General features: G+C 40.3%; 20 protein-coding genes and 1 tRNA gene. 14 read left to right on the plus strand and 7 right to left on the minus strand.

Annotated features, from left to right (window positions below):
• Position 1 precedes the first annotated feature (1 nt).
• Complete coding sequence (locus EG365_RS01745) at positions 2-265, plus strand: YfhL family 4Fe-4S dicluster ferredoxin (RefSeq protein ID WP_001196299.1); 264 nt, start codon at positions 2-4, stop codon at positions 263-265.
• Between the two features lie 236 nt (positions 266-501).
• A complete protein-coding gene (gene abeS / locus EG365_RS01750; protein WP_000121131.1) occupies positions 502-831 on the plus strand; it encodes a multidrug efflux SMR transporter AbeS in 330 nt (109 codons plus the stop codon).
• A gap of 71 nt (positions 832-902) precedes the next feature.
• Here abeS and EG365_RS01755 read toward each other — a convergent pair whose 3' ends face one another.
• The 5 genes from EG365_RS01755 to adeL form a co-directional block, all read right to left on the minus strand.
• Positions 903-1679: an ABC transporter ATP-binding protein gene (locus EG365_RS01755; protein WP_000438614.1), complete on the minus strand. Its 777-nt coding sequence runs from the start codon at positions 1677-1679 to the stop codon at positions 903-905.
• A gap of 9 nt (positions 1680-1688) precedes the next feature.
• On the minus strand, positions 1689-2402 hold the full coding sequence (locus EG365_RS01760) for an ABC transporter permease (protein WP_000569997.1): 714 nt from the start codon (positions 2400-2402) through the stop codon (positions 1689-1691).
• A complete protein-coding gene (locus tag EG365_RS01765) occupies positions 2399-3088 on the minus strand; it encodes an ABC transporter permease (RefSeq protein ID WP_000010368.1) in 690 nt (229 codons plus the stop codon). The genes EG365_RS01760 and EG365_RS01765 overlap by 4 nt, the downstream gene beginning before the upstream one ends.
• A 91-nt stretch (positions 3089-3179) precedes the next feature.
• Complete coding sequence (locus EG365_RS01770) at positions 3180-3965, minus strand: ABC transporter substrate-binding protein (protein ID WP_000135840.1); 786 nt, start codon at positions 3963-3965, stop codon at positions 3180-3182.
• A gap of 174 nt (positions 3966-4139) precedes the next feature.
• Positions 4140-5171 (minus strand): multidrug efflux transcriptional repressor AdeL, encoded by a 1032-nt coding sequence (adeL, locus tag EG365_RS01775; protein ID WP_002000718.1) that lies wholly within the window; start codon positions 5169-5171, stop codon positions 4140-4142.
• A gap of 197 nt (positions 5172-5368) precedes the next feature.
• Here adeL and adeF point away from each other — a divergent pair, with 197 nt between their 5' ends.
• Genes adeF through adeH form a run of 3 tightly spaced genes read left to right on the plus strand, consistent with a single transcriptional unit; the run spans position 5369 to position 11236 of the window.
• Positions 5369-6589 carry a multidrug efflux RND transporter periplasmic adaptor subunit AdeF gene (gene adeF, locus EG365_RS01780; protein ID WP_000010636.1) on the plus strand — a complete coding sequence of 407 codons (1221 nt, stop codon included), beginning with the start codon at positions 5369-5371 and terminating at the stop codon, positions 6587-6589.
• Positions 6590-6595: 6 nt separating this feature from the next.
• Positions 6596-9775, plus strand: coding sequence for a multidrug efflux RND transporter permease subunit AdeG (adeG, locus tag EG365_RS01785; RefSeq protein ID WP_001027056.1), 3180 nt, complete (start codon positions 6596-6598; stop codon positions 9773-9775).
• Positions 9776-9787: 12 nt separating this feature from the next.
• Positions 9788-11236: a multidrug efflux RND transporter outer membrane subunit AdeH gene (gene adeH / locus EG365_RS01790; protein ID WP_000633124.1), complete on the plus strand. Its 1449-nt coding sequence runs from the start codon at positions 9788-9790 to the stop codon at positions 11234-11236.
• Positions 11237-11276: 40 nt separating this feature from the next.
• Here the strand turns inward: adeH and glyA are convergent, their stop codons facing one another.
• A complete protein-coding gene (glyA, locus tag EG365_RS01795) occupies positions 11277-12530 on the minus strand; it encodes a serine hydroxymethyltransferase (RefSeq protein WP_000457893.1) in 1254 nt (417 codons plus the stop codon).
• 159 nt (positions 12531-12689) lie between these two features.
• Between glyA and EG365_RS01800 the strand changes: the two genes are divergently transcribed.
• Positions 12690-13517 (plus strand): DUF695 domain-containing protein, encoded by an 828-nt coding sequence (locus tag EG365_RS01800; RefSeq protein WP_000523677.1) that lies wholly within the window; start codon positions 12690-12692, stop codon positions 13515-13517.
• A 59-nt stretch (positions 13518-13576) separates the two neighbouring features.
• Here EG365_RS01800 and EG365_RS01805 read toward each other — a convergent pair whose 3' ends face one another.
• Positions 13577-14806, minus strand: a complete 1230-nt coding sequence (locus tag EG365_RS01805) for an alpha/beta fold hydrolase (protein ID WP_000782592.1) — start codon at positions 14804-14806, stop codon at positions 13577-13579.
• Between the two features lie 249 nt (positions 14807-15055).
• Here EG365_RS01805 and EG365_RS01810 point away from each other — a divergent pair, with 249 nt between their 5' ends.
• The 8 genes from EG365_RS01810 to rodA all read left to right on the plus strand — a co-directional run bounded on the left by EG365_RS01810 (position 15056) and on the right by rodA (position 21275).
• Positions 15056-15742 carry a putative quorum-sensing-regulated virulence factor gene (locus tag EG365_RS01810; protein ID WP_001147934.1) on the plus strand — a complete coding sequence of 229 codons (687 nt, stop codon included), beginning with the start codon at positions 15056-15058 and terminating at the stop codon, positions 15740-15742.
• 144 nt (positions 15743-15886) lie between these two features.
• Complete coding sequence (locus EG365_RS01815; RefSeq protein WP_017897439.1) at positions 15887-16522, plus strand: hypothetical protein; 636 nt, start codon at positions 15887-15889, stop codon at positions 16520-16522.
• A gap of 99 nt (positions 16523-16621) precedes the next feature.
• A tRNA-Arg gene (locus tag EG365_RS01820) sits at positions 16622-16698 on the plus strand.
• A gap of 117 nt (positions 16699-16815) precedes the next feature.
• Positions 16816-17751: an ABC transporter ATP-binding protein gene (locus EG365_RS01825; RefSeq protein ID WP_000128669.1), complete on the plus strand. Its 936-nt coding sequence runs from the start codon at positions 16816-16818 to the stop codon at positions 17749-17751.
• On the plus strand, positions 17748-18521 hold the full coding sequence (locus EG365_RS01830) for an ABC transporter permease (RefSeq protein WP_001010536.1): 774 nt from the start codon (positions 17748-17750) through the stop codon (positions 18519-18521). Before EG365_RS01825 ends, EG365_RS01830 begins: the two co-directional genes overlap by 4 nt.
• Entirely contained in the window at positions 18518-19330 is an 813-nt protein-coding gene (gene queF, locus EG365_RS01835) for an NADPH-dependent 7-cyano-7-deazaguanine reductase QueF (protein ID WP_000110166.1), read from the plus strand. The genes EG365_RS01830 and queF overlap by 4 nt, the downstream gene beginning before the upstream one ends.
• Positions 19331-19353: 23 nt before the next feature.
• Positions 19354-20004 carry a hypothetical protein gene (locus tag EG365_RS01840; RefSeq protein ID WP_001115740.1) on the plus strand — a complete coding sequence of 217 codons (651 nt, stop codon included), beginning with the start codon at positions 19354-19356 and terminating at the stop codon, positions 20002-20004.
• A gap of 128 nt (positions 20005-20132) precedes the next feature.
• Positions 20133-21275 carry a rod shape-determining protein RodA gene (gene rodA / locus EG365_RS01845; protein ID WP_000075224.1) on the plus strand — a complete coding sequence of 381 codons (1143 nt, stop codon included), beginning with the start codon at positions 20133-20135 and terminating at the stop codon, positions 21273-21275.
• Positions 21276-21293: the final 18 nt, after the last annotated feature.

The following is a 21293-nucleotide window of genomic DNA, read 5'->3' on the forward strand; positions in this document are numbered from 1 at the left end:
TATGGCACTTTTAATTACAAATGACTGCATCAATTGTGATATGTGCTTACCAGAATGCCCCAATACGGCTATTTTTGAAGGCAACAAAGTTTATGAAATCGATCCACTTCGTTGTACAGAATGTGTAGGTTTTTACGATGCGCCAACATGTAAGGTTGTTTGCCCCATCGATTGCATAAAACAAGACCCTGTGCATATTGAAAACAAAGAACAATTATTAGAGAAATTTAAAGACCTGAATTTAATCGGCTCATTCTCTTTTTAAAACCATTTAGAGGTTCAAGTTAAAATCGCTGATCCTCTTTTTATGACTATGCTGACCAGCTATTAAATAAATGAAGAAATGGTCTAGAGCATATTGCTAGTGATAAAATCAATTTATCAGTTTAGTTCCATTTACTGGTACTTTTGTACCAAAAAAATTGAACAATCGTTAAAACTGGTCAAACTATATCAACATCTCATGTAGATTGATTAAAACCCTTTCTGGCGCAGCTTCCCATGTCTTATCTTTATTTAGCAATTGCGATTGCTTGTGAAGTTATTGCAACTTCAGCATTAAAAGCATCTCAAGGTTTTACTGTTCCAATTCCGTCTATTATTACGGTTGTGGGTTATGCAGTTGCTTTTTATTTATTATCTCTTACGCTCAAAACAATTCCGATCGGGATTGCCTATGCCATTTGGTCAGGCGCAGGTATTATTTTAATTTCTGCAATTGGCTGGATATTTTACAAACAGCATTTAGACTTGGCTGCCTGTATTGGTTTGGCTTTAATGATCGCAGGTATTGTGATTATTAATGTGTTTTCTAAAAACACCCATCTATAAAATATAATAAAAAGCAACCGAGTATGCTGAGAAGCCTTTTAAAAAATTTCATCATACTCGGTATCAGCAGCTTATTTTAAACTGCCCGTCAAAAATTGCTTTAAACGTTCACTTTTCGGGTTATTGAGTACTTCATCAGGATGGCCCTGTTCCTCAATTTTCCCTTGATGCAAAAAAATCACCTGATTAGATACATGACGCGCGAAACCCATTTCATGTGTCACCACAATCATGGTACGTCCTTCTTCAGCCAAGCCCTGCATTACTTTTAGTACTTCACCTACCAACTCTGGGTCAAGCGCACTGGTTGGTTCATCAAACAACATCACTTCCGGTTCCATAGCCAAAGCACGAGCAATCGCTACACGTTGTTGCTGACCACCAGATAAAAATGCCGGATATTTACTTTCAACGCTTTCAGGTAATCCCACTTTACGTAAATATTTGCGCGCACGTTCTTCCGCTTCAGAACACTTTACTCCAAGTACATGGATTGGCCCTTCAATGACATTTTCCAGTACTGTCATGTGAGACCATAAATTAAAGTGCTGAAATACCATCATCAGCTGGGTACGCATTTTTTGTAGTTGCTTTGGTTCAACCACTTTTAAATTGCCTTTTTTATCAAAGACCGTGCGTAATTTTTCACCATTGAGCTTAATCGTACCATTGCTCGGTTGTTCTAAAAAGTTGATACAACGCAGCAAGGTACTTTTACCTGAACCAGATGAACCAATAATACTAATTACATCACCGGCATTTGCATCAAGTGATATTCCTTTAAGTACCTCATGATCGCCGAATGTCTTATGTAAATCGCGAATCACTAGTTTTGCAACCTGTTCCATTTATGTCTCCTAATGATTCGATGGCTTTAAAAATGCCAACCAACGTTTTTCCAACTTACGAAATATCCAAATCAAAATAAAAGCCAACACCGCATACAACACCGCAGCAATTCCAAAAGCACTGAAAGTGTCATAGGTTGCCGCATTCACATCACGCGCAATTTTTAAAATGTCGGGAACTGTTGCTGTAAATGCAATGGTTGTGGCATGCAACATTAAAATGACTTCATTTCCGTAAAACGGTAAAGCACGGCGTAACATCGACGGAATGATAATACGTGTGTAGAGTTTCCATTTTGACATACCAAAAGCTTGGGCAGCTTCAATCTCACCATGTGGAATAGAACGAATTGCTCCAGTGAAGATTTCAGTGGTATATGCACCAGTATTGAGCGCGAATGCCAAAATGGTGCAATTTATGCCCTCTCGAAAGAATGCATCGAGTGTCTGATGCTCGTGGATATAATCAAAGCTATAAATACCCGAGTAAATAATCAGTAGTTGGATGTACAGTGGTGTGCCACGAAAAACATAAGTAAACAACCAAACTGGACCACGCAACCAGATATTTTCTGATACTCGCGCAAGTGACAAAGGCACAGCAAGCACAAATCCAATCCCAATAGAAAGCACCAATAACCAAGCAGTCATCGCCACACCGGTCATTTGTAGGCCATCGGTCCAAAGGTATGACTGCCAATATTGTCGAAGGATTTCAATCATAATTGTCCCTTCCTCACACCAGCAGAATAATGACGTTCAAGCCATATTAAGATCAGGTTCGACACTGTGGTAATTGCCAAATAAATGGCAGCAGCGACGATGCTAAAAAAGAACAGTTGCATGGTACTTCTACCTGCATCTTGCGTAATTTTTACGATATCAGTCAGGCCAATAATGGAAACCAGTGCGGTCGCCTTAATCAAAACTTGCCAGTTGTTACCAATGCCGGGCAATGCAAAACGCATCATTTGAGGGAATAATACACGGTGAAAAACCTGCCACGGCGTCATCCCATAGGCCATTGCTGCTTCAATTTGTCCCCTTGGAACCGACTGAAATGCACCACGAAAGGTCTCGGTAAAATATGCACCATAAATGAACGCTAAAGTAATCACACCAGCCACAAATGGGTTGATATCAATTTGATCCATTTGCAGTGCTTCAGTAATTTGGTTTAGACCCAACTGCAAGCTATAAAATAACAACAGCATAATCACCAAGTCAGGCACACTACGGATAAGCGTGGTATAGGCGGTTGCAATATAACGTAAAGCTTTAATATTAGAGAGTTTTGAACTCGCACCAATTAAGCCAATAATGACAGAAAGCAAGAGTGATAACAGCGCAAGCTGTATGGTCATCCATGTTCCGCTGAGAAGGAGTGGCCCATAGCCAGAAAAAGACATGACTCATCTTCTCCTTAAAAACAATATCTAATATTGATGAGATGAGAATAGATTTTAAAATGTCGGCACTCAGCCGACATTTTTCACATCATTAGTAAATGCTAAAAGAGAAGTATTTTTTCTCGAGTTTCTTGTATGTGCCATCCGCAATGATTGCAGCGAGTGCCTTGTCGATATTCGCTTTCAAGTCTGCATCTTCTTTACGCAAACCTATAGCCGCACCTACACCCAATGTTTTGACATCAACCACATTGCCGCCGGCAAAAGAGAAGTTTTTGCCTTTCGGTTGTTTTAAGAAAGCACCATCAACCATGATTGCATCTTGTAAAGTTGCATCCAAACGACCAGACATCATGTCTTGGTAAATCAAATCTTGAGTTGGATAAGGGACAACACTTACACCTTTTGGAGCCCAATAGGTTTTAGCGTAAGTTTCTTGAATTGTGCCCTGCTGTACACCGACACGCTTACCTTTTAATGAAGTAGGTGTTGGTAATAACGGTGAACCTTTTTTTGCAACCATACGCGTTGGTGTGTTGTAGATTTTGCTACTAAATAAAATTTGTTTTGCACGTTCATCAGTAACAGTCATTGATGAAAGAATGCCATCAAATTTTTTCGCTTTAAGCGCGGGAATCATCCCGTCAAAAGAGTTTTCAACCCAAACACATTTAGCTTTGAGTTTTGCACAAATAGCATTACCTAAATCAACATCAAAACCAGTTAACTTGCCATCCGGTGTTTTATATTCAAACGGCGCATAAGACGACTCAGTACCAAAACGAATCACCTTCCAATCCTTTGCTTGGACATTCGTCGCAACAGCAGCCAGAACTAAGGTTGTTGAAACGAATATTTTTTTCATAAAGCTTGCCATCTTGAAGCTTCTCCTTAAAACACAAATAAGGTGATAAAAACTTGAGTATTTCGAACTTACTCATCTGCTGAAATAACAGCAATTTCTATACCATAAGTTAAGGATTTATGAAGATGTCTAAGCAATGATCTGTATTGACGGATTAAATGTTGAAAAATCAATCAAATTTTAAGATTAAGTTTTGAGCGTATAAGCTTCAGCAATATTATGCTGCTCGACCAAAGTACGAATTGTATATTCATGACCAGTTTCTTTATCACAGGCAAATTCACATTTCTGGTCGAAAGGTAAAGCTGTACCGCCAAGTAATGGACAGCCTGCAAAAAGTTCAGCGACCCAATCAACAAACACTTTTACTTTAAGCGATAAATGACGATTTTGAAGATAAACTGCTGAAATCGGCATCGGTGCTGGCGTCCACTGAGGCAATACCTCTTTTAACAAACCTGATTCTAAATGGTTGGTGAGCATATAACGTGGGCCTTGAATTATACCAAAACCTTGCAAAGCCAAGTCGATATAAGCATCACCGTCATTTACCGAAACACGTCCACGTACTGACACACTTTTAATTAAATCATCAACCACAAAGTCCCAATCGAAGTTGCGTCCGGTACGGCTTGAAAAGAAATGAATCGCTTTATGATTTTTTTGCAAATCTTCAATTGAGGTAGGTTCGCCATATTTTTCTAAATAAATCGGTGAAGCAGCGGTTGCACACTGGAAAGTTCCGATACGACGCGCAATTAAGCTTGAATCTTTTAATTCACCCACCCGAATTGCACAATCAACAGCTTCTCCAACCAAATCTACAGGTCGGTCGTTCAGACCAATTACTAAATCAATATCAGGATAGCGTGCATGAAAATCGCGGAGCCTTGGAATTAAAATTAAACGTCCAATCGATACAGGCACATCAATACGAAGCTGACCTCTTGGCCCCCGCTCTGCATCATGAAAAGAAGATTCAATATCGGCAACATCCGCTAAAATACGGGCTGTCCGATCATAATATACGGCGCCATCCGGTGTGAGACTAATTTTTCGTGTTGTCCGATTAAGCAATCGAACTTGCAAATGCTTCTCTAAAGCCTGAATGGTTGTGGTCACAGAAGCACGCGGTAGACCCAAACTATCAGCTGCTAAACTGAAACTATTTGTTTCAACAACTTTGTTGAATACTCTCATGGCATGAAATAGATCCACACACACACTCCTATTAATGCATTTTCTAGTGCAAACACATCAATTGTTATAAAAATACGAATAGTGTTATCAAATTTAATATATTTATTCGTGATTGACAAACTTTTATGCTCCGTCCATTCCATAAACCCTGTTTCTCCCATACGGACCATAACTAAAAGTCTGAAAACAGGTATCCAAATAACTAGGAGCACCTCATGTCATTTTCCCGCAAACAGTTTGCACTGTCTGCCATCTTTGTCGCTATTTTAGCAACCGGTGGCAGTTTTATGTTGTTACATGAAAATGCCGATGCAAAAGCTGCACCAACCGCTGCCCAACAAGCTGCTACTGTTGATGTAGCCCCAGTAGTAAGCAAAACCATTACCGATTGGCAAGAATATTCCGGTCGTTTAGAAGCAATTGATCAAGTTGATATTCGGCCTCAAGTTTCAGGAAAACTCATTGCCGTACATTTCAAAGATGGAAGCCTCGTTAAAAAAGGTGATTTACTTTTCACAATCGACCCTCGTCCTTTTGAAGCAGAACTGAACCGTGCAAAAGCCCAGCTTGCTTCAGCTGAAGCACAGGTAACATATACCGCCAGCAATCTTTCGCGTATTCAACGTCTCATTCAGAGTAATGCTGTTTCTCGCCAAGAACTGGATTTAGCCGAAAATGATGCACGTTCAGCCAATGCTAACCTACAAGCCGCTAGAGCTGCTGTCCAATCTGCACGTTTAAATCTGGAATACACCCGTATTACTGCACCAGTCAGTGGCCGAATTTCACGAGCTGAAGTGACCGTGGGTAATGTCGTCTCTGCAGGTAATGGCGCACAGGTTTTAACAAGTTTAGTGTCTGTATCACGCCTATACGCATCTTTCGATGTTGATGAACAAACTTACCTGAAATATATCAGTAATCAGCGTAATTCAGCACAAGTACCTGTCTATATGGGACTTGCCAATGAAACAGGCTTTACTCGCGAAGGTACGATCAACTCAATCGATAACAACCTGAATACAACCTCAGGTACGATCCGTGTTCGCGCAACTTTTGATAATCCAAACGGTGTTTTATTACCAGGCCTATATGCACGAATTCGTTTAGGTGGAGGCCAACCTCGCCCAGCGATTCTGATTAGTCCAACCGCGGTTGGTGTCGACCAAGATAAACGTTTTGTCGTAGTAGTGGATGCGAAAAATCAAACTGCTTACCGCGAAGTAAAACTCGGTGCCCAACAAGATGGCTTGCAAATCGTAAATAGTGGATTACAAGCGGGTGATCGTATTGTAGTGAATGGTTTACAACGGATTCGTCCGGGTGACCCTGTTACACCGCATCTCGTTCCTATGCCAAATTCACAAATCACTGCTAGCGCTACTCCTCCTCAACCTCAGCCAACAGATAAAACATCAACTCCGGCAAAAGGTTAATCACATATGAATATTTCTAAATTTTTTATTGATCGGCCGATCTTTGCTGGTGTGCTATCAGTCTTGATTTTACTCGCCGGTCTCCTTTCGGTATTTCAGTTACCGATTTCTGAATATCCCGAGGTTGTTCCACCATCTGTGGTGGTACGTGCCCAATATCCGGGTGCAAACCCAAAAGTGATTGCTGAAACGGTTGCTTCTCCGCTCGAAGAGTCAATCAACGGCGTCGAAGACATGCTGTATATGCAATCTCAAGCAAACAGCGACGGTAATTTAACCATTACGGTGAACTTTAAACTCGGTATCGACCCAGACAAAGCCCAACAATTGGTTCAAAACCGTGTGTCTCAGGCCATGCCCCGTTTACCTGAAGATGTACAGCGCTTAGGTGTAACCACACTAAAAAGCTCACCTACTTTAACTATGGTAGTGCATCTGACCTCACCAGATAATCGCTATGACATGACCTACTTACGTAACTATGCGGTGCTCAACGTAAAAGACCGTTTGGCACGTTTACAAGGTGTAGGTGAAGTCGGTTTATTTGGATCTGGTGACTACGCGATGCGCGTATGGCTCGACCCGCAAAAAGTAGCGCAGCGTAACCTCACCGCGACCGAAATTGTGAATGCAATCCGTGAACAAAACATTCAGGTTGCAGCAGGTACAATCGGTGCATCACCAAGTAATTCACCTTTGCAACTTTCAGTGAATGCTCAAGGTCGTTTAACCACTGAGCAAGAATTTGCCGATATCATTTTAAAAACTGCCCCTGATGGCGCGGTTACCCGATTGGGTGATGTTGCACGTGTTGAACTCGCAGCCTCTCAATACGGCTTACGTTCATTACTTGATAATAAACAAGCGGTCGCGATTCCAATTTTCCAAGCACCAGGTGCGAATGCTTTACAAGTTTCCGATCAAGTGCGTAGCACAATGAAGGAGCTTTCAAAAGATTTTCCATCTTCAATTAAATACGACATTGTTTATGACCCGACTCAATTCGTACGGGCCAGTATTAAAGCGGTCGTTCATACCTTACTTGAAGCAATTGCACTGGTTGTTGTGGTTGTTATTTTATTTTTACAAACATGGCGTGCCTCAATCATTCCATTGCTTGCCGTACCAGTTTCAATTATTGGTACATTCGCACTCATGCTCGCTTTTGGTTACTCAATCAATGCGCTATCACTGTTCGGGATGGTACTTGCCATCGGTATTGTCGTCGATGACGCGATTGTGGTCGTCGAAAATGTCGAGAGGAATATTGAAGCAGGCTTAAACCCAAGGGAGGCGACTTACCGTGCCATGCGAGAAGTCAGTGGACCGATTATTGCCATTGCTTTAACACTTGTTGCAGTATTCGTACCTCTTGCCTTTATGACAGGCTTAACAGGGCAATTCTATAAACAATTTGCCATGACTATTGCCATTTCAACGGTTATTTCGGCATTTAACTCGCTTACCCTATCTCCTGCTTTGGCAGCGCTGTTACTGAAAGGACATGATGCTAAACCGGATGCCTTAACACGTATTATGAATCGTTTATTCGGTCGTTTCTTTGCACTGTTTAACCGTGTGTTTTCACGTGCTTCAGATCGTTATAGTCAAGGTGTCAGCCGTGTCATTTCCCATAAAGCTTCGGCAATGGGTGTCTATGCAGCACTTCTAGGTTTAACCGTTGGTATTTCCTATATTGTTCCAGGTGGTTTCGTTCCTGCGCAGGACAAACAATATTTAATTAGCTTTGCGCAGCTACCAAACGGCGCGTCATTAGATCGTACCGAAGCGGTCATTCGTAAAATGAGTGACACTGCGCTTAAACAACCTGGTGTAGAAAGTGCGGTTGCCTTTCCCGGCCTATCAATTAACGGTTTCACCAATAGCTCGAGTGCCGGTATTGTCTTTGTGACCTTAAAGCCATTCGATGAACGTAAGGCTAAAGACTTATCTGCAAATGCTATTGCAGGTGCACTCAACCAGAAATATTCAGCTATTCAAGATGCTTATATCGCTGTTTTCCCACCACCACCAGTGATGGGCTTAGGCACGATGGGCGGCTTTAAACTGCAACTTGAAGACCGAGGTGCCTTAGGCTATTCAGCCTTGAACGATGCTGCTCAAAACTTTATGAAAGCAGCACAATCAGCCCCTGAACTGGGTCCAATGTTCTCAAGTTATCAAATTAACGTACCTCAACTCAACGTAGATCTGGACCGTGTAAAAGCTAAACAGCAAGGCGTTGCTGTTACAGATGTTTTCAACACTATGCAGATTTATTTAGGTTCTCAGTACGTTAACGACTTTAACCGCTTTGGACGTGTTTATCAGGTTCGTGCACAAGCCGATGCGCCTTTCCGTGCTAACCCTGAAGATATTTTGCAGCTTAAAACCCGTAATAGTGCCGGACAAATGGTGCCATTATCTTCATTGGTGAATGTAACTCAAACCTATGGTCCTGAAATGGTCGTTCGTTATAACGGTTACACATCAGCAGATATTAACGGCGGCCCTGCCCCAGGTTATTCATCTAGCCAAGCAGAAGCTGCGGTTGAACGTATTGCTGCACAAACTCTACCGCGTGGTATCAAGTTTGAATGGACAGATTTAACTTACCAAAAAATCTTGGCTGGTAATGCTGGACTTTGGGTATTCCCTATTAGCGTATTACTCGTGTTCTTAGTATTAGCTGCTCAGTATGAAAGCTTAACCCTACCATTAGCAGTTATCTTAATTGTACCAATGGGAATCTTAGCGGCTCTGACAGGTGTCTGGTTGACAGCTGGAGATAACAACATCTTTACTCAAATCGGTCTAATGGTACTGGTCGGGCTAGCCTGTAAAAATGCCATCTTAATTGTTGAATTTGCGCGGGAACTTGAAATGCAAGGTGCGACTGCCTTTAAAGCAGCTGTTGAAGCAAGTCGTCTACGTTTACGCCCAATTTTAATGACCTCTATTGCATTTATTATGGGTGTAGTGCCACTGGTTACTTCAACTGGCGCAGGTTCTGAAATGCGACATGCGATGGGTGTTGCCGTATTCTTCGGCATGATCGGTGTAACATTCTTTGGTTTATTCCTCACCCCGGCCTTTTACGTTCTGATTCGTACCCTCAACAGCAAACATAAACTGCATTCTGCGGCAGTTCATGAAGCGCCGTTAGCTAGCCCACACGATCATTAAGGAGGACATTTGGTGATTACATCAAAACAAAATTGGTTGTTGTCCTCACTCATGGGAAGCCTGCTCCTTGCAGGCTGCTCATTGGCCCCAGAATATCAACCTGCAAAAGTTATAGTGCCAGTCAAATTCAAAGAATCTGACCCCAAACTTGAAGATAATAACTGGAAGATTGCCCAACCTGCCGATCAACAAACTCGTGGTGAATGGTGGCGCATTTACAATGATGCTCAACTGAATGAACTTGAACAGCAAGCTATCGCAGGCAATCAGAACCTAAAAGCGGTGGCAGCAAATATTCAGGCTTCACGTGCATTACGTTCGGCAGCTCAAGCTGAACGCTTACCAAGTATTGATGCCGGATTTGGGCCAACTCGCCAAAAGCCGTCTCCGGCTTCACTCGGTTTAGATGACAATGCACATACTTCGGCTCAAACCTTATGGCGCGCTCAAGCCAATGTTTCATATGAGCTCGATTTATTTGGTCGTGTAGCAAGTAGTGTCAACGCAGCAACAGCGGATCTACAGCAACAAGAGGCTCTATATCAGTCAGCACTTTTAGCTCTACAAGCGGATGTAGCTCAAGGTTATTTTCTGATACGTCAACTTGATACCGAACAAGCAATTTATAACCGAACAATCAAATTGCTAGGTGAAACACGAGATTTAATGCAGCTTCGTTTTAAAAACGGACTGGGCAGTGAATTAGATGTTTCTCGCGCACAAACCGAACTTGCTACCGCACAAACCACTGCCCTAAATATTGCTCGTAACAGAGCCAGTGCAGAACATGCGCTTGCAGTCTTATTAGGAAAACCACCAGCAGACTTTAACTTGGCAGTTCAACCTTTAACTGCAAATAGTATCCGTCTCCCTGCCGGTTTGCCGTCAACTTTACTTGAAAGACGACCCGATATTGCGGCTGCAGAGCGTGCAATGGCAGCAGATAATGCGCGTATTGGAATTGCTCGTGCAGCATTTTTCCCAAAACTCAGTCTTACAGGAGCTTTAGGTTATGAATCTTCAAGTTTAAGCGAGTTGGGTAAATGGTCGAGTCGGACTTTTTTACTAGGACCTGTCGCTGGTACTATTTTGTCGTTACCTTTATTTGATGGTGGACAACGTAAAGCAGGCGTTGCTCAAGCAAGAGCGGCTTATGAGGAAAGCGTCGCCAACTATAGACAAACTGTACTGAATGCATTTCGCGAAGTTGAAAATGGTTTATCTGATCAAAGAATTCTCGATCAGCAAATTCAGGCTCAAAACCAAGCACTCTCCTCTTCTCGTCATGCCAATCAACTTTCTCATTTACGTTATCGAGAAGGTGCTATTAGCTATCTTGATGTCATTGATTCTGACCGCACTATTTTGCAACAAGAACAATTAGCAGCTCAGCTGAAAGGCAGCCAAATCATTGCAAGCATCAATTTAATCCGTGCTTTAGGGGGCGGTTGGAGTAGTTAATAAAAAAAGCGCCTTACGGCGCTTTTTTTATATACACAAATTATTTTGCATATACAGGGAATTTTGCACAAACAGCTTCAACTTTTGCTTTTACATCAGCAATAACTTTTTCGTCACCTTTGCTGTCAATCACGTCAGCGATCCAACCAGCAAGTTCACGAACTTCAGCTTCACCAAAACCACGAGTTGTTACTGCTGGAGTACCGATACGGATACCAGAAGTCACAAATGGAGAACGTGGATCATTTGGAACTGAGTTTTTGTTCACAGTAATGTGAGCAGCACCTAACCAAGCGTCTGCATCTTTACCAGTTACGTCTTGTTTGATTAAAGATAACAAGAATAAGTGGTTGTCTGTACCGCCAGAAACAACATCATAACCACGAGCGATGAATACTTCAGCCATCGCTTGAGCATTTTTCACAACTTGTTGTTGGTAAGCTTTAAAGTCGTCAGACATTGCTTCTTTGAAGCAGATTGCTTTAGCAGCAATCGCATGCATTAATGGACCGCCTTGGTTACCAGGGAATACAGCTGATTGAAGTTTTTTCTCGATTTCTTCATTCGCTTTCGCAAGGATTAAACCAGAACGTGGACCACGAAGCGTTTTGTGAGTCGTCGTTGTTGTTACGTCAGCAATTTGAACTGGGTTTGGATATACACCAGCAGCAACAAGACCAGCAACGTGAGCCATATCAACAAAAAGGTAAGCACCAACTTTGTCCGCGATGTCACGGAAACGTTGCCAATCCACAACACGGCTATAAGCAGAGAAACCAGCAACGATCATACGTGGCTTGTGTTCCAATGCTAAACGTTCAACTTCTTCGTAATCAATCTCACCAGTTTCAGCATTTAGACCATACTGAACAGCGTTATACGTTTTACCAGAGAAGCTAACTTTTGCACCGTGAGTCAAGTGACCACCGTGAGCCAAGCTCATACCTAAAACTGTATCGCCCGGGTTAAGAAGCGCTAGATAAACAGCAGAGTTAGCTTGTGAGCCAGCGTGTGGTTGAACGTTTGCGTAATCTGCACCAAAAAGTTCTTTAGCACGGTCAATCGCCATTTGCTCAATAACATCTACAAATTCGCAACCGCCATAATAGCGTTTGCCAGGATAACCTTCTGCGTATTTGTTCGTAAGTTTTGATCCTTGCGCTTCCATTACCGCAGGAGAGCAATAGTTTTCAGATGCAATTAACTCGATATGTGCTTCTTGACGCTCATCTTCAGAAGCAATTGCTTGAGCTAATTCTGGATCAAATTCAGAAATGGAAATATTGGCAAACATTAGCGGGGGTCCTATAAATTAGGGCTTTTAAGCCGTGCTAAGATTGGTGCGTATTGTAACACGAAGTTTGTCCTTGCACAGATTGATATTTAGTTAATTATCTATGAATTTTCTTCAGCTTATTAGTTATGCTATAAAACAAATAAAAAGGATATCTATATGGGATTACTTGATAAATTTTGGTTCAAAAAAAAGCATATTAGAACAGACCAGCAAGCAACTGATCAAGCTTTAGAAATTCCCGAAGATTGGAATATATACATCTGTCAAATAGATGAACAACCAGCAAGTTACTTTCTAAATCTAGCTTTAACCCAAATTGCTCCACTAACATCTAAACCGATTTTGCTTTGGCTTGAAATACAAATGAATCATTCTAGAGAAGATGGGTTATCGTCTAATGAAGAATTTGATCAACTCATCGAAATCGAAGATCAAATCACTCTATCACTTGCAACACATCCTATCCTTTATGCCGGACGTCTAACACATAATCACTTGAGAGATTTTTACTTTTATTGTGAGGATGGACTAGATGTTAACCACATCATTCACCAAGTCATGCAATCTTATCCAAACTATAATTATCGTTTCGGTCAAAAATCAGACCCTAATTGGTCAACTTATTTTGATTATATGTATCCAAGTCCAGAAATCATGCAGATTATTTCAAATAATGCTGTTATCGAAAATTTAGAAAAACATGGAGATTCTCTTGAAATTGCCCGTCCTGTAGATCATTGGATTTATTTTAAAAATAAATCTGATCAAGCAATCTTCCTCGAATTGATTAAGCCTTTAGGATTTGAAATTGTTCAACAAAATGAAATAAAAGACAGAACGGATTCGCCTTATCAATTGCAAATTTCTAGAATTGATCATGTAAACCACCATGCAATAGATACTTGCACGCTACAACTTTGGAAATTCGCTCAACAAGTTAATGCAGAATATGATGGTTGGGAAACTCAAGTTATTAGAAATTAGCAAAGAAACCCAAGTTTACTCATTTAGGAGCCAAACTTGGGCTTCGCTATATTTATTCATTATTGCGGAGGCATTAAAGTTTTCACATCGGCAACGATATTATCTACATTACTACTCATCGCCGTACCATGATCCCAGTTACCCGTCACATAACTATTAATTTTAGTGCCTACAGTAGTGGCATTAGATATCAATAGATCAGTTGCCAATTTAGGTACTGTCGAATCTGCTAAACCCTGATAGATAATGATTGGTGTCGTAACTTTTACTTGTAACGGCTGCGAATCTTTATCTAAAAATGTTTTAACTAGTGGCACAGCCATAAAATTAGGTTGTGTACGCGTATAACCATCTAATGTTTCCCCATGAGTTGCAATATAAACTTGCATAGTAGCGCTAAAATCCCCGAGTAAAGGTTCATAACAAAAACCTTCAGCGCCTTGTGCAATCCTTGCAGTAGATTCAGTAAATACTTGAAGATAATTAAAGTCTGGATGGGTATTACGAATTCCTGCTACAACAAGCGCTGTAAATGCATCAAGCTGCGCATAGATTGCCTTTTTTTCATATACTGATGCACTTGCAGCTTTTAATTCTCCATTTAAAAGAATACTTCCTAAATTAGAAGCAGGTGCTACCGCTACTGTACCTTTATAGTCTAGTTGTGCACGGCTCGCATATTGTGCAGCACCTAATGCAGCATGCCCACCTTGAGAATGACCCACAGTGACCCATTTTTTCGAAGTTAATAAATTACGTTGCGATAAATAATTGCGTGTTGCAACCACTGCATCGGTAATTGAAAAAGCCTCACTTTTAACATTTAAGAAAGGATGTATACCTGGGGTACCCAAACCTTCATAATCAGGTGCCACAACAACATAACCTGCTGCTAATAATTTACTAATTAAATCTTTTGTACTGTCTGCTAAAGCTGCTTTACTTGGTGCACATACATCTGCCACACCCGTAGTGCCATGCGCCCAGACTACAATGGGCCAACCGCCGACTGGTGGTTGAGTGTTTGGTGTAAACACTAGACTTGTTGCCTGCACTTCTTGTCCACTTTGACCTAACATTTTATAAGTTAAAATACTACTTTCTGCGGCAACTGATCCTAAGTTAGTACTTGTATAGGCTTCAACTTTAACAACTGGATTTTGAATATTATTGGTTGGAGTTCCGGATGGATTAGTAGTAGCTGGGCCATCATCACTACTTCCACCTCCACAAGCGACTAAAAATAAACTCGTACTAAGAACGCTCGTCATTAATAGTTTCATTTTCATTGGTATATCTTCCCTTAAATTCCATTTTTGTTGTGCTTTAGTTTTTTAATCAACATTCGCTAATGTCTTAAAAACAATTACGCCTAATCTTAATTTTCCGCAAGTTCTATTCGACAAAATCAATCCCTGAAAAATTCTATTTTTAATATAAATTGTCGTTCTCACCACTTTCCGCCTCACTTCAGGTTTTAAAGTGCGAGGCCAACTGTTAACATTCTTGGTTACTCGTAATTGTTTAAAGGGCCGGATATGCAAGCCATTATTTTAGATACAGAAACACATACACTAAATGGTTTGCCTATTGAAATTGCATATGCCCCAATTGAAATTAATGCAGGCAAGCTCACCTTAGATAAAAGCAAATTGTTTGATCAACTTTATCAAGTTGGGACCCCCATCTCTTACGCAGCTATGGCAGTACACCATATATTAGAATCAGATTTAGAAAATCAGCCCCACTATAAAACTTTTAAATTGCCAGATACTACAACTTATATTATTGGCCACAATATTGATTATGATATTGCCGCGATTGCGCGTTGCGGTGTAGATGTTTCTCATATCAAACCAATTTGTACGCTAGCTTTAGCACGTAAAACCTGGCCTGATGCAGAAGCGCATAATATCTCAGCACTGATCTATATGATTTCTCAAGGCAGCAGTAAAGCTCGTGAATTACTCAAAGGCGCGCACCGTGCCGATGCGGATATTATTTTAACTGCCAATATCTTGATGCATATTGTCTATCATTTAAATATTCATGACATTGAAGAGTTGTACCGTGTTTCTGAAGAAGCACGTATTCCCACAACAATTAACTTTGGCAAGCATAAAGGTACAGCTATTGCTGAACTCCCTAAAGACTATATTCAATGGCTATTGCGCCAAGACGAGCTGGACGTTTACCTACGTAAAGCATTAGAAAGTGCATTTTAACGGCCTAAATAGATGATATTCATAAATTCTTCATCATATTGTCATTTTTGAGTTTTATCGTTAGCCCCATTTATATTTTATTAAGAACAGTACTGTTTGATAGAAAAAATCAAACAGGCTGCTTCATTTTTATATTGGGGAAAAATGATGGCTGGTTTTTATCGAACCAATTTGGGAAGAGTCGCGCTTCAACAACGTAATATTGCTTTAAATGCCAAACAAAGACGTTTACTTCTATTAATTGATCATGAAGATTTTCAAAGTCTCAATACCGAGTTTAAAAAACGCATTGCTCCACCAGAACTCATTCAACAACTTATTGACTTAAAGCTTATTGCCCCTATTAGTGAAAACGATTCAGAATTTACTGAACAGATAGCTCTCTCAGTACCACCTACCACGAGTTTAGAAGTAAAAGCGCAACAAAAAAGCACCATAGATGAAAATGAAAGTGCCGATTTGACTGGAGAAATTAAAGTTTCTCTAGAACCATCATGCCATTCTTCAAATATTGAAAATACTCAGCCACCAATTCCTGTTCAACAACTTACTTTTGAAGAAATACAACTATTAATGAAACAAAGCTTAAGCCAATACTGTGGGCTTATGGCCAAACCACTTATTCAAAAAATAGAACAAATTAAAAATCTTCAAGAACTAAAAATGTGCCAAATGCAATGGATTACCAGTTTGCAAGAGTCAAGGATTCCCCCTCATGAGCTGGCGCATACGCTTCACTCTATTAATTATTCAATTCAGCTCATTCAGCAAAAGAACTAAAACATAACAAGCTGCTGTTTAATTAAGCATTAAATTCACTTGGTACGTATTTCGTGCTTTACCTGCAAGTGTTTTTTTCCTATGATGTGCCCCACACATGCGCTCGTAGCTCAGTTGGATAGAGTACAGGTTTCCGAAGCCTGGGGTCGTGGGTTCGATCCCCGCCGAGCGCACCATTTTATATATAATAACTTCATAAATTTATCTCAATTTTATAAAATTCCGACTATTTTACTTGGTTTATTAATCATTATCGCTCAAAATATACCCCTCTTTCATAATGTGAGAATTTCATGACTGATGCTTTGGTTTTAAGAGATTTGTCCAAAACATATCGTAATGGTTTTCAGGCGTTAAAAGGTATTAACCTCACTGTGCCTGAAGGTGAATTTTATGCGTTGTTAGGTCCAAATGGCGCCGGCAAATCAACAACCATTGGTATTATCAGCTCCCTCACGAAAAAGACCTCAGGAACAGTTGAGATTTTTGGACATAATCTCGACACTCATCCATCCTTGGCAAAACAGCAGCTTGGCGTTGTCCCTCAGGAATTTAACTTTGGGCAGTTTGAAAAAGCATTTGATATTTTAGTAACGCAAGCTGGTTATTACGGTATCCATAGAAAGATTGCAGAAAAGCGCGCAGAACATTATTTAGAAAAACTGGGCCTATGGGAAAAACGTAATATACAAGCACGCATGCTGTCGGGTGGTATGAAACGCCGTCTTATGATTGCCCGTGCCATGATGCATGAGCCTAAACTTCTTATTTTAGATGAGCCTACTGCAGGTGTAGATATTGAGTTACGCCGTTCTATGTGGGATTTTCTGACTGAAATGAACGAAAACGGTACTTCTATTATTTTAACGACACATTATCTCGAAGAAGCAGAAATGTTGTGTCGTCAAATTGCCATCATTGACCGTGGTGTCATTAAAGAAGATACCAGCATGAAAAGTTTCTTAAACCAGCTGAGTGAAGAGTCTTTTATTTTTGATTTGGCTGAACCTATTGCCCCACTCCAGCTCAATATTATTGGTGTGAAGTTCAATTTAATTGATAGTAGTACTTTAGAAGTAACAATGGATAAAGCACATACATTAAATGATTTATTCCAACTTTTAGAGTCACAAGGTATTCGTGTTCGCAGCATGCGAAATAAATCGAATCGTCTTGAAGAGCTATTTGTCAAAATGGTCGAGAAAAATCTTGAAGGAGCGGCAAAATGAACTTCAACCAACTGCAAATTGCCCTCTGGACTCTAGTTCGTAAAGAAGTACGCCGATTTCTACGCATTTGGCCACAAACCTTATTACCACCTGCAATTACCATGAGTTTATACTTTGTCATTTTCGGTAATTTGGTTGGCTCACGTATTGGTGAAATGGGTGGCGTAAGTTACATGCAATTTATTGTACCTGGCCTCATCATGATGGCTGTCATTACCAACAGTTATGCCAATGTATCATCGAGTTTCTTTAGTGTGAAATTTCAAAAAAGCATTGAAGAGCTGATTATGAGCCCTGTGCCTCTGCATATTATTTTGTGGGGCTATGTTATTGGTGGTATTTGTCGAGGTGTCTTGGTTGGTGCAATCGTTACCGCGATGAGTATGTTTTTTACTGATCTTTTTATCCATAACTGGTTCGTAACTATATATACAGTATTAATTACATCCGTTTTATTTTCTTTAGGCGGTTTTATTAATGCAGTCTACGCAAAATCATTTGATGATATTTCTATTATTCCAACATTTGTACTTACTCCACTTACCTATTTAGGTGGTGTGTTTTATGCCATTAGTGCACTTGGTCCTTTTTGGCAAAAACTTTCTTTAATTAATCCTATTGTTTATATGGTAAATGCTTTCCGTTTCGGCATTTTAGGTCATAGTGACGTGAACGTTTCGTTCTCTTTAATCATCGTGACATTATGCTGTGCTGTACTTTACGGAATTGCTTATTATTTACTTGCTCGTGGTTCAGGAATGCGTGAATGAGTGTCGAACAGTCTTTATTGGGTAAAGAAACCCAATATCCAACTAGCTATCAACCCGATGTGTTATTTCCAATTGCACGTGCTCAATCTCGTGAAAAATATGCTCATATCGAAGGTATAACCCAAGGTAAAGATTGGTGGCACGTTTTCGAAATTTCTTGGTTGAATGCTCACGGTATTCCACAGGTTGCTATTGGCAGAATTACACTGCCAGCTTCTTCACCGAATTTAATTGAATCAAAGTCATTAAAACTTTATTTCAATAGTCTTAACTTCACTCAGTTTGACTCTACACAGTCATTCATTGAAACAGTTGAAAAAGATCTATCTGCTGCGGCAGGTGCAAAAGTTGAATTAACCCTATTTCAAGTAGATGATTTAGAGATTTCTAAACCTCAAGGGATCTGTATTGATGATCTTATGCCAGAGCGTTTAGAACAACATCCTGATGCTACTCTCTTAAAACTTGATGAGTCAGGTGAAGAAATCGAAGTTGAACTGTATTCTCATCTTTTGAGAAGTAACTGCCCAGTCACGGGTCAGCCGGATTGGGGGACAGTTTTTATTCGTTTTAAGGGCAAAAAACCTTGTTATCGTAGTCTTTTAGCCTATATTATTTCGTACCGTCAGCATAACGGTTTCCACGAACAATGTGTCGAACAAATCTTTGCCGATATTTGGCAAAATTTGCAACCTGAAAAGCTGATGGTTTATGCAACTTATACTCGCCGCGGTGGACTTGATATCAATCCTTGCCGAGTATCGGATCTTACATGGATGCCAAAACCGATTCGATTGGCACGACAATAAAACGAATAATTTGAGGATACACCATGCCGTTTTTTGGTTTTACCCCTTCTGAAGGCTTATTGAACGATATACAGACTGGAATTGCGAATAAAAATTCTAGTGAACCGTTATATCCACTTCGAGACAAAATCGCTTTACAACTCAATGAAGAAATTATTGAAAATGTACTTACTCAGTTAGTACAACATTTCCCAGCGAGTGAAAAAAGAGATACTGCCGAAAAACTAGCTGGTTATGTCAAATCAACAGTTGCCGTGCTTTTAAAGCAATTACTCAGCAAAGCGCCAAACGATGTGGTTAAACAGTCAGTTGAGTTTTCAGAGAAAAGCTTATTTAAAGATCCGCAAGGCCAATATAAAGTTGGCGTAGCTTTAGATGCTGGCCTAGTTACCAACTTGAAGCATAATTTTGCCGAGCTTCAAGCGGGTAATGACATTAATAAAGCAGCCTTAGCAGAACTATATAAACAGTTCGGTGATGCTATGGTGAGACATTTTATGTCTGACTTTAATAAAACATTAGATTTAGGCATGATTAAGCGTAAAGCAGCCGATATTGGCGCTGCTGCTGTAACTAAAGCAGTTCATATTGCGATCGACAAACTCATTCCAAGTTTAAATCGCACTGAACTAAAAGCGATGGCTGAATATCATGATGGACTATTCTTTAACTAATAAAAAATAGTCTATCGGAAACCTGGTGAGAGCCAGGTTTTTTTATTGCAAAATATTGATATACATTGTCATAAATCAGGTTTATGTTAGCATGCGCCAAGCACTGATTGACCTTTAGTTAAAGCCGCATGTCTCCTAGTCCACAATATAAATTTTTACGCCAAGCTCCTCGAGATGGCCTTAGTACTGCCATGCAACCTTCACGCTGGCAGCAGCTTCATATTGACCCTTGGTTATGCCTATTTTTATTCCTAAATGCATTGTTAGGTTTAACGGTACTTTATAGTGCATCTGCACAAGATGTGGGACTCGTCAGTAAACAGGCCATGAGCTTTGGTATCGGCTTTCTGGTCATGATTAGCCTAGCGCAAATTCCACCCAAGGTTTATCAAGCTTTTTCACCTTATTTTTATTTATTTGGCCTGTTTTCCTTAATTGGCGTTATGGTTTTTGGTGAAGTTCGCATGGGTGCTCAACGCTGGATCGATATTCCAGGGTTCGGGAGTGTTCAACCCAGCGAATTTATGAAAATTGGCATGCCAATGATGGTTGCATGGTTTTTAGCTCGTAAACCTCTTCCTCCTAGCTTCTCGCAGGTTATTTTGTCTTTAATGTTAATTGGTGTTCCATTTTTACTTATTGCAGAACAGCCTGACCTAGGAACATCACTATTAGTATTAGCAAGTGGGATTTTTGTACTGTTCTTAAGTGGGCTATCTTGGCGCATGATCGGTGCAGCAGCAGCTTGTGCAGCTATTGTGATTCCAATTGCATGGGAATTCCTTTTACACGACTATCAACGTCAACGAGTATTAACGTTGCTTGACCCAGAAGCGGATGCTTTAGGAACAGGCTGGAACATTATTCAGTCCAAAACAGCAATCGGTTCTGGTGGGTTCTCAGGTAAAGGTTTCCTCGAAGGTACTCAATCACATTTACACTTCTTACCAGAAGGCCATACTGACTTTATTATTGCTGCTTACTCAGAAGAATTCGGTTTAATTGGTGTACTTATATTAGTAATTCTTTATTCGGCCATTATTTTTAGAACATTTCAAATCGGTTTACAAAGCTTTCATAATTATGGCCGATTAGTGGCTGGCGCGTTTGGTTTGTCTTTTTTTGTTTATGTATTTGTAAACGCAGGAATGGTCAGTGGTATTTTACCTGTAGTGGGTGTTCCCTTACCTTTTATGAGTTATGGCGGTACCGCTATTATTACTTTAATGGCCACTTTTGGTTTAGTCATGTCTATTCATACACATCGATAATCTGGAATTTAAAAAAGA

It is taken from the genome of Acinetobacter sp. FDAARGOS_494 (assembly GCF_003812225.1).
Classification (GTDB): domain Bacteria; phylum Pseudomonadota; class Gammaproteobacteria; order Pseudomonadales; family Moraxellaceae; genus Acinetobacter; species Acinetobacter baumannii.

Bases quoted from the DNA above. Each gene is read 5' to 3' on its own strand.
- EG365_RS01745 (WP_001196299.1), top strand. From the start codon at position 2: ATGGCACTTTTAATTACAAATGACTGCATCAATTGTGATATGTGCTTA.
- abeS (WP_000121131.1), top strand. From the start codon at position 502: ATGTCTTATCTTTATTTAGCAATTGCGATTGCTTGTGAAGTTATTGCA.
- EG365_RS01755 (WP_000438614.1), bottom strand. From the start codon at position 1,679: ATGGAACAGGTTGCAAAACTAGTGATTCGCGATTTACATAAGACATTC.
- EG365_RS01760 (WP_000569997.1), bottom strand. From the start codon at position 2,402: ATGATTGAAATCCTTCGACAATATTGGCAGTCATACCTTTGGACCGAT.
- EG365_RS01765 (WP_000010368.1), bottom strand. From the start codon at position 3,088: ATGTCTTTTTCTGGCTATGGGCCACTCCTTCTCAGCGGAACATGGATG.
- EG365_RS01770 (WP_000135840.1), bottom strand. From the start codon at position 3,965: ATGGCAAGCTTTATGAAAAAAATATTCGTTTCAACAACCTTAGTTCTG.
- adeF (WP_000010636.1), top strand. From the start codon at position 5,369: ATGTCATTTTCCCGCAAACAGTTTGCACTGTCTGCCATCTTTGTCGCT.
- adeG (WP_001027056.1), top strand. From the start codon at position 6,596: ATGAATATTTCTAAATTTTTTATTGATCGGCCGATCTTTGCTGGTGTG.
- glyA (WP_000457893.1), bottom strand. From the start codon at position 12,530: ATGTTTGCCAATATTTCCATTTCTGAATTTGATCCAGAATTAGCTCAA.
- EG365_RS01800 (WP_000523677.1), top strand. From the start codon at position 12,690: ATGGGATTACTTGATAAATTTTGGTTCAAAAAAAAGCATATTAGAACA.
- EG365_RS01805 (WP_000782592.1), bottom strand. From the start codon at position 14,806: ATGAAAATGAAACTATTAATGACGAGCGTTCTTAGTACGAGTTTATTT.
- EG365_RS01810 (WP_001147934.1), top strand. From the start codon at position 15,056: ATGCAAGCCATTATTTTAGATACAGAAACACATACACTAAATGGTTTG.
- EG365_RS01815 (WP_017897439.1), top strand. From the start codon at position 15,887: ATGATGGCTGGTTTTTATCGAACCAATTTGGGAAGAGTCGCGCTTCAA.
- EG365_RS01825 (WP_000128669.1), top strand. From the start codon at position 16,816: ATGACTGATGCTTTGGTTTTAAGAGATTTGTCCAAAACATATCGTAAT.
- EG365_RS01830 (WP_001010536.1), top strand. From the start codon at position 17,748: ATGAACTTCAACCAACTGCAAATTGCCCTCTGGACTCTAGTTCGTAAA.
- queF (WP_000110166.1), top strand. From the start codon at position 18,518: ATGAGTGTCGAACAGTCTTTATTGGGTAAAGAAACCCAATATCCAACT.
- EG365_RS01840 (WP_001115740.1), top strand. From the start codon at position 19,354: ATGCCGTTTTTTGGTTTTACCCCTTCTGAAGGCTTATTGAACGATATA.
- rodA (WP_000075224.1), top strand. From the start codon at position 20,133: ATGTCTCCTAGTCCACAATATAAATTTTTACGCCAAGCTCCTCGAGAT.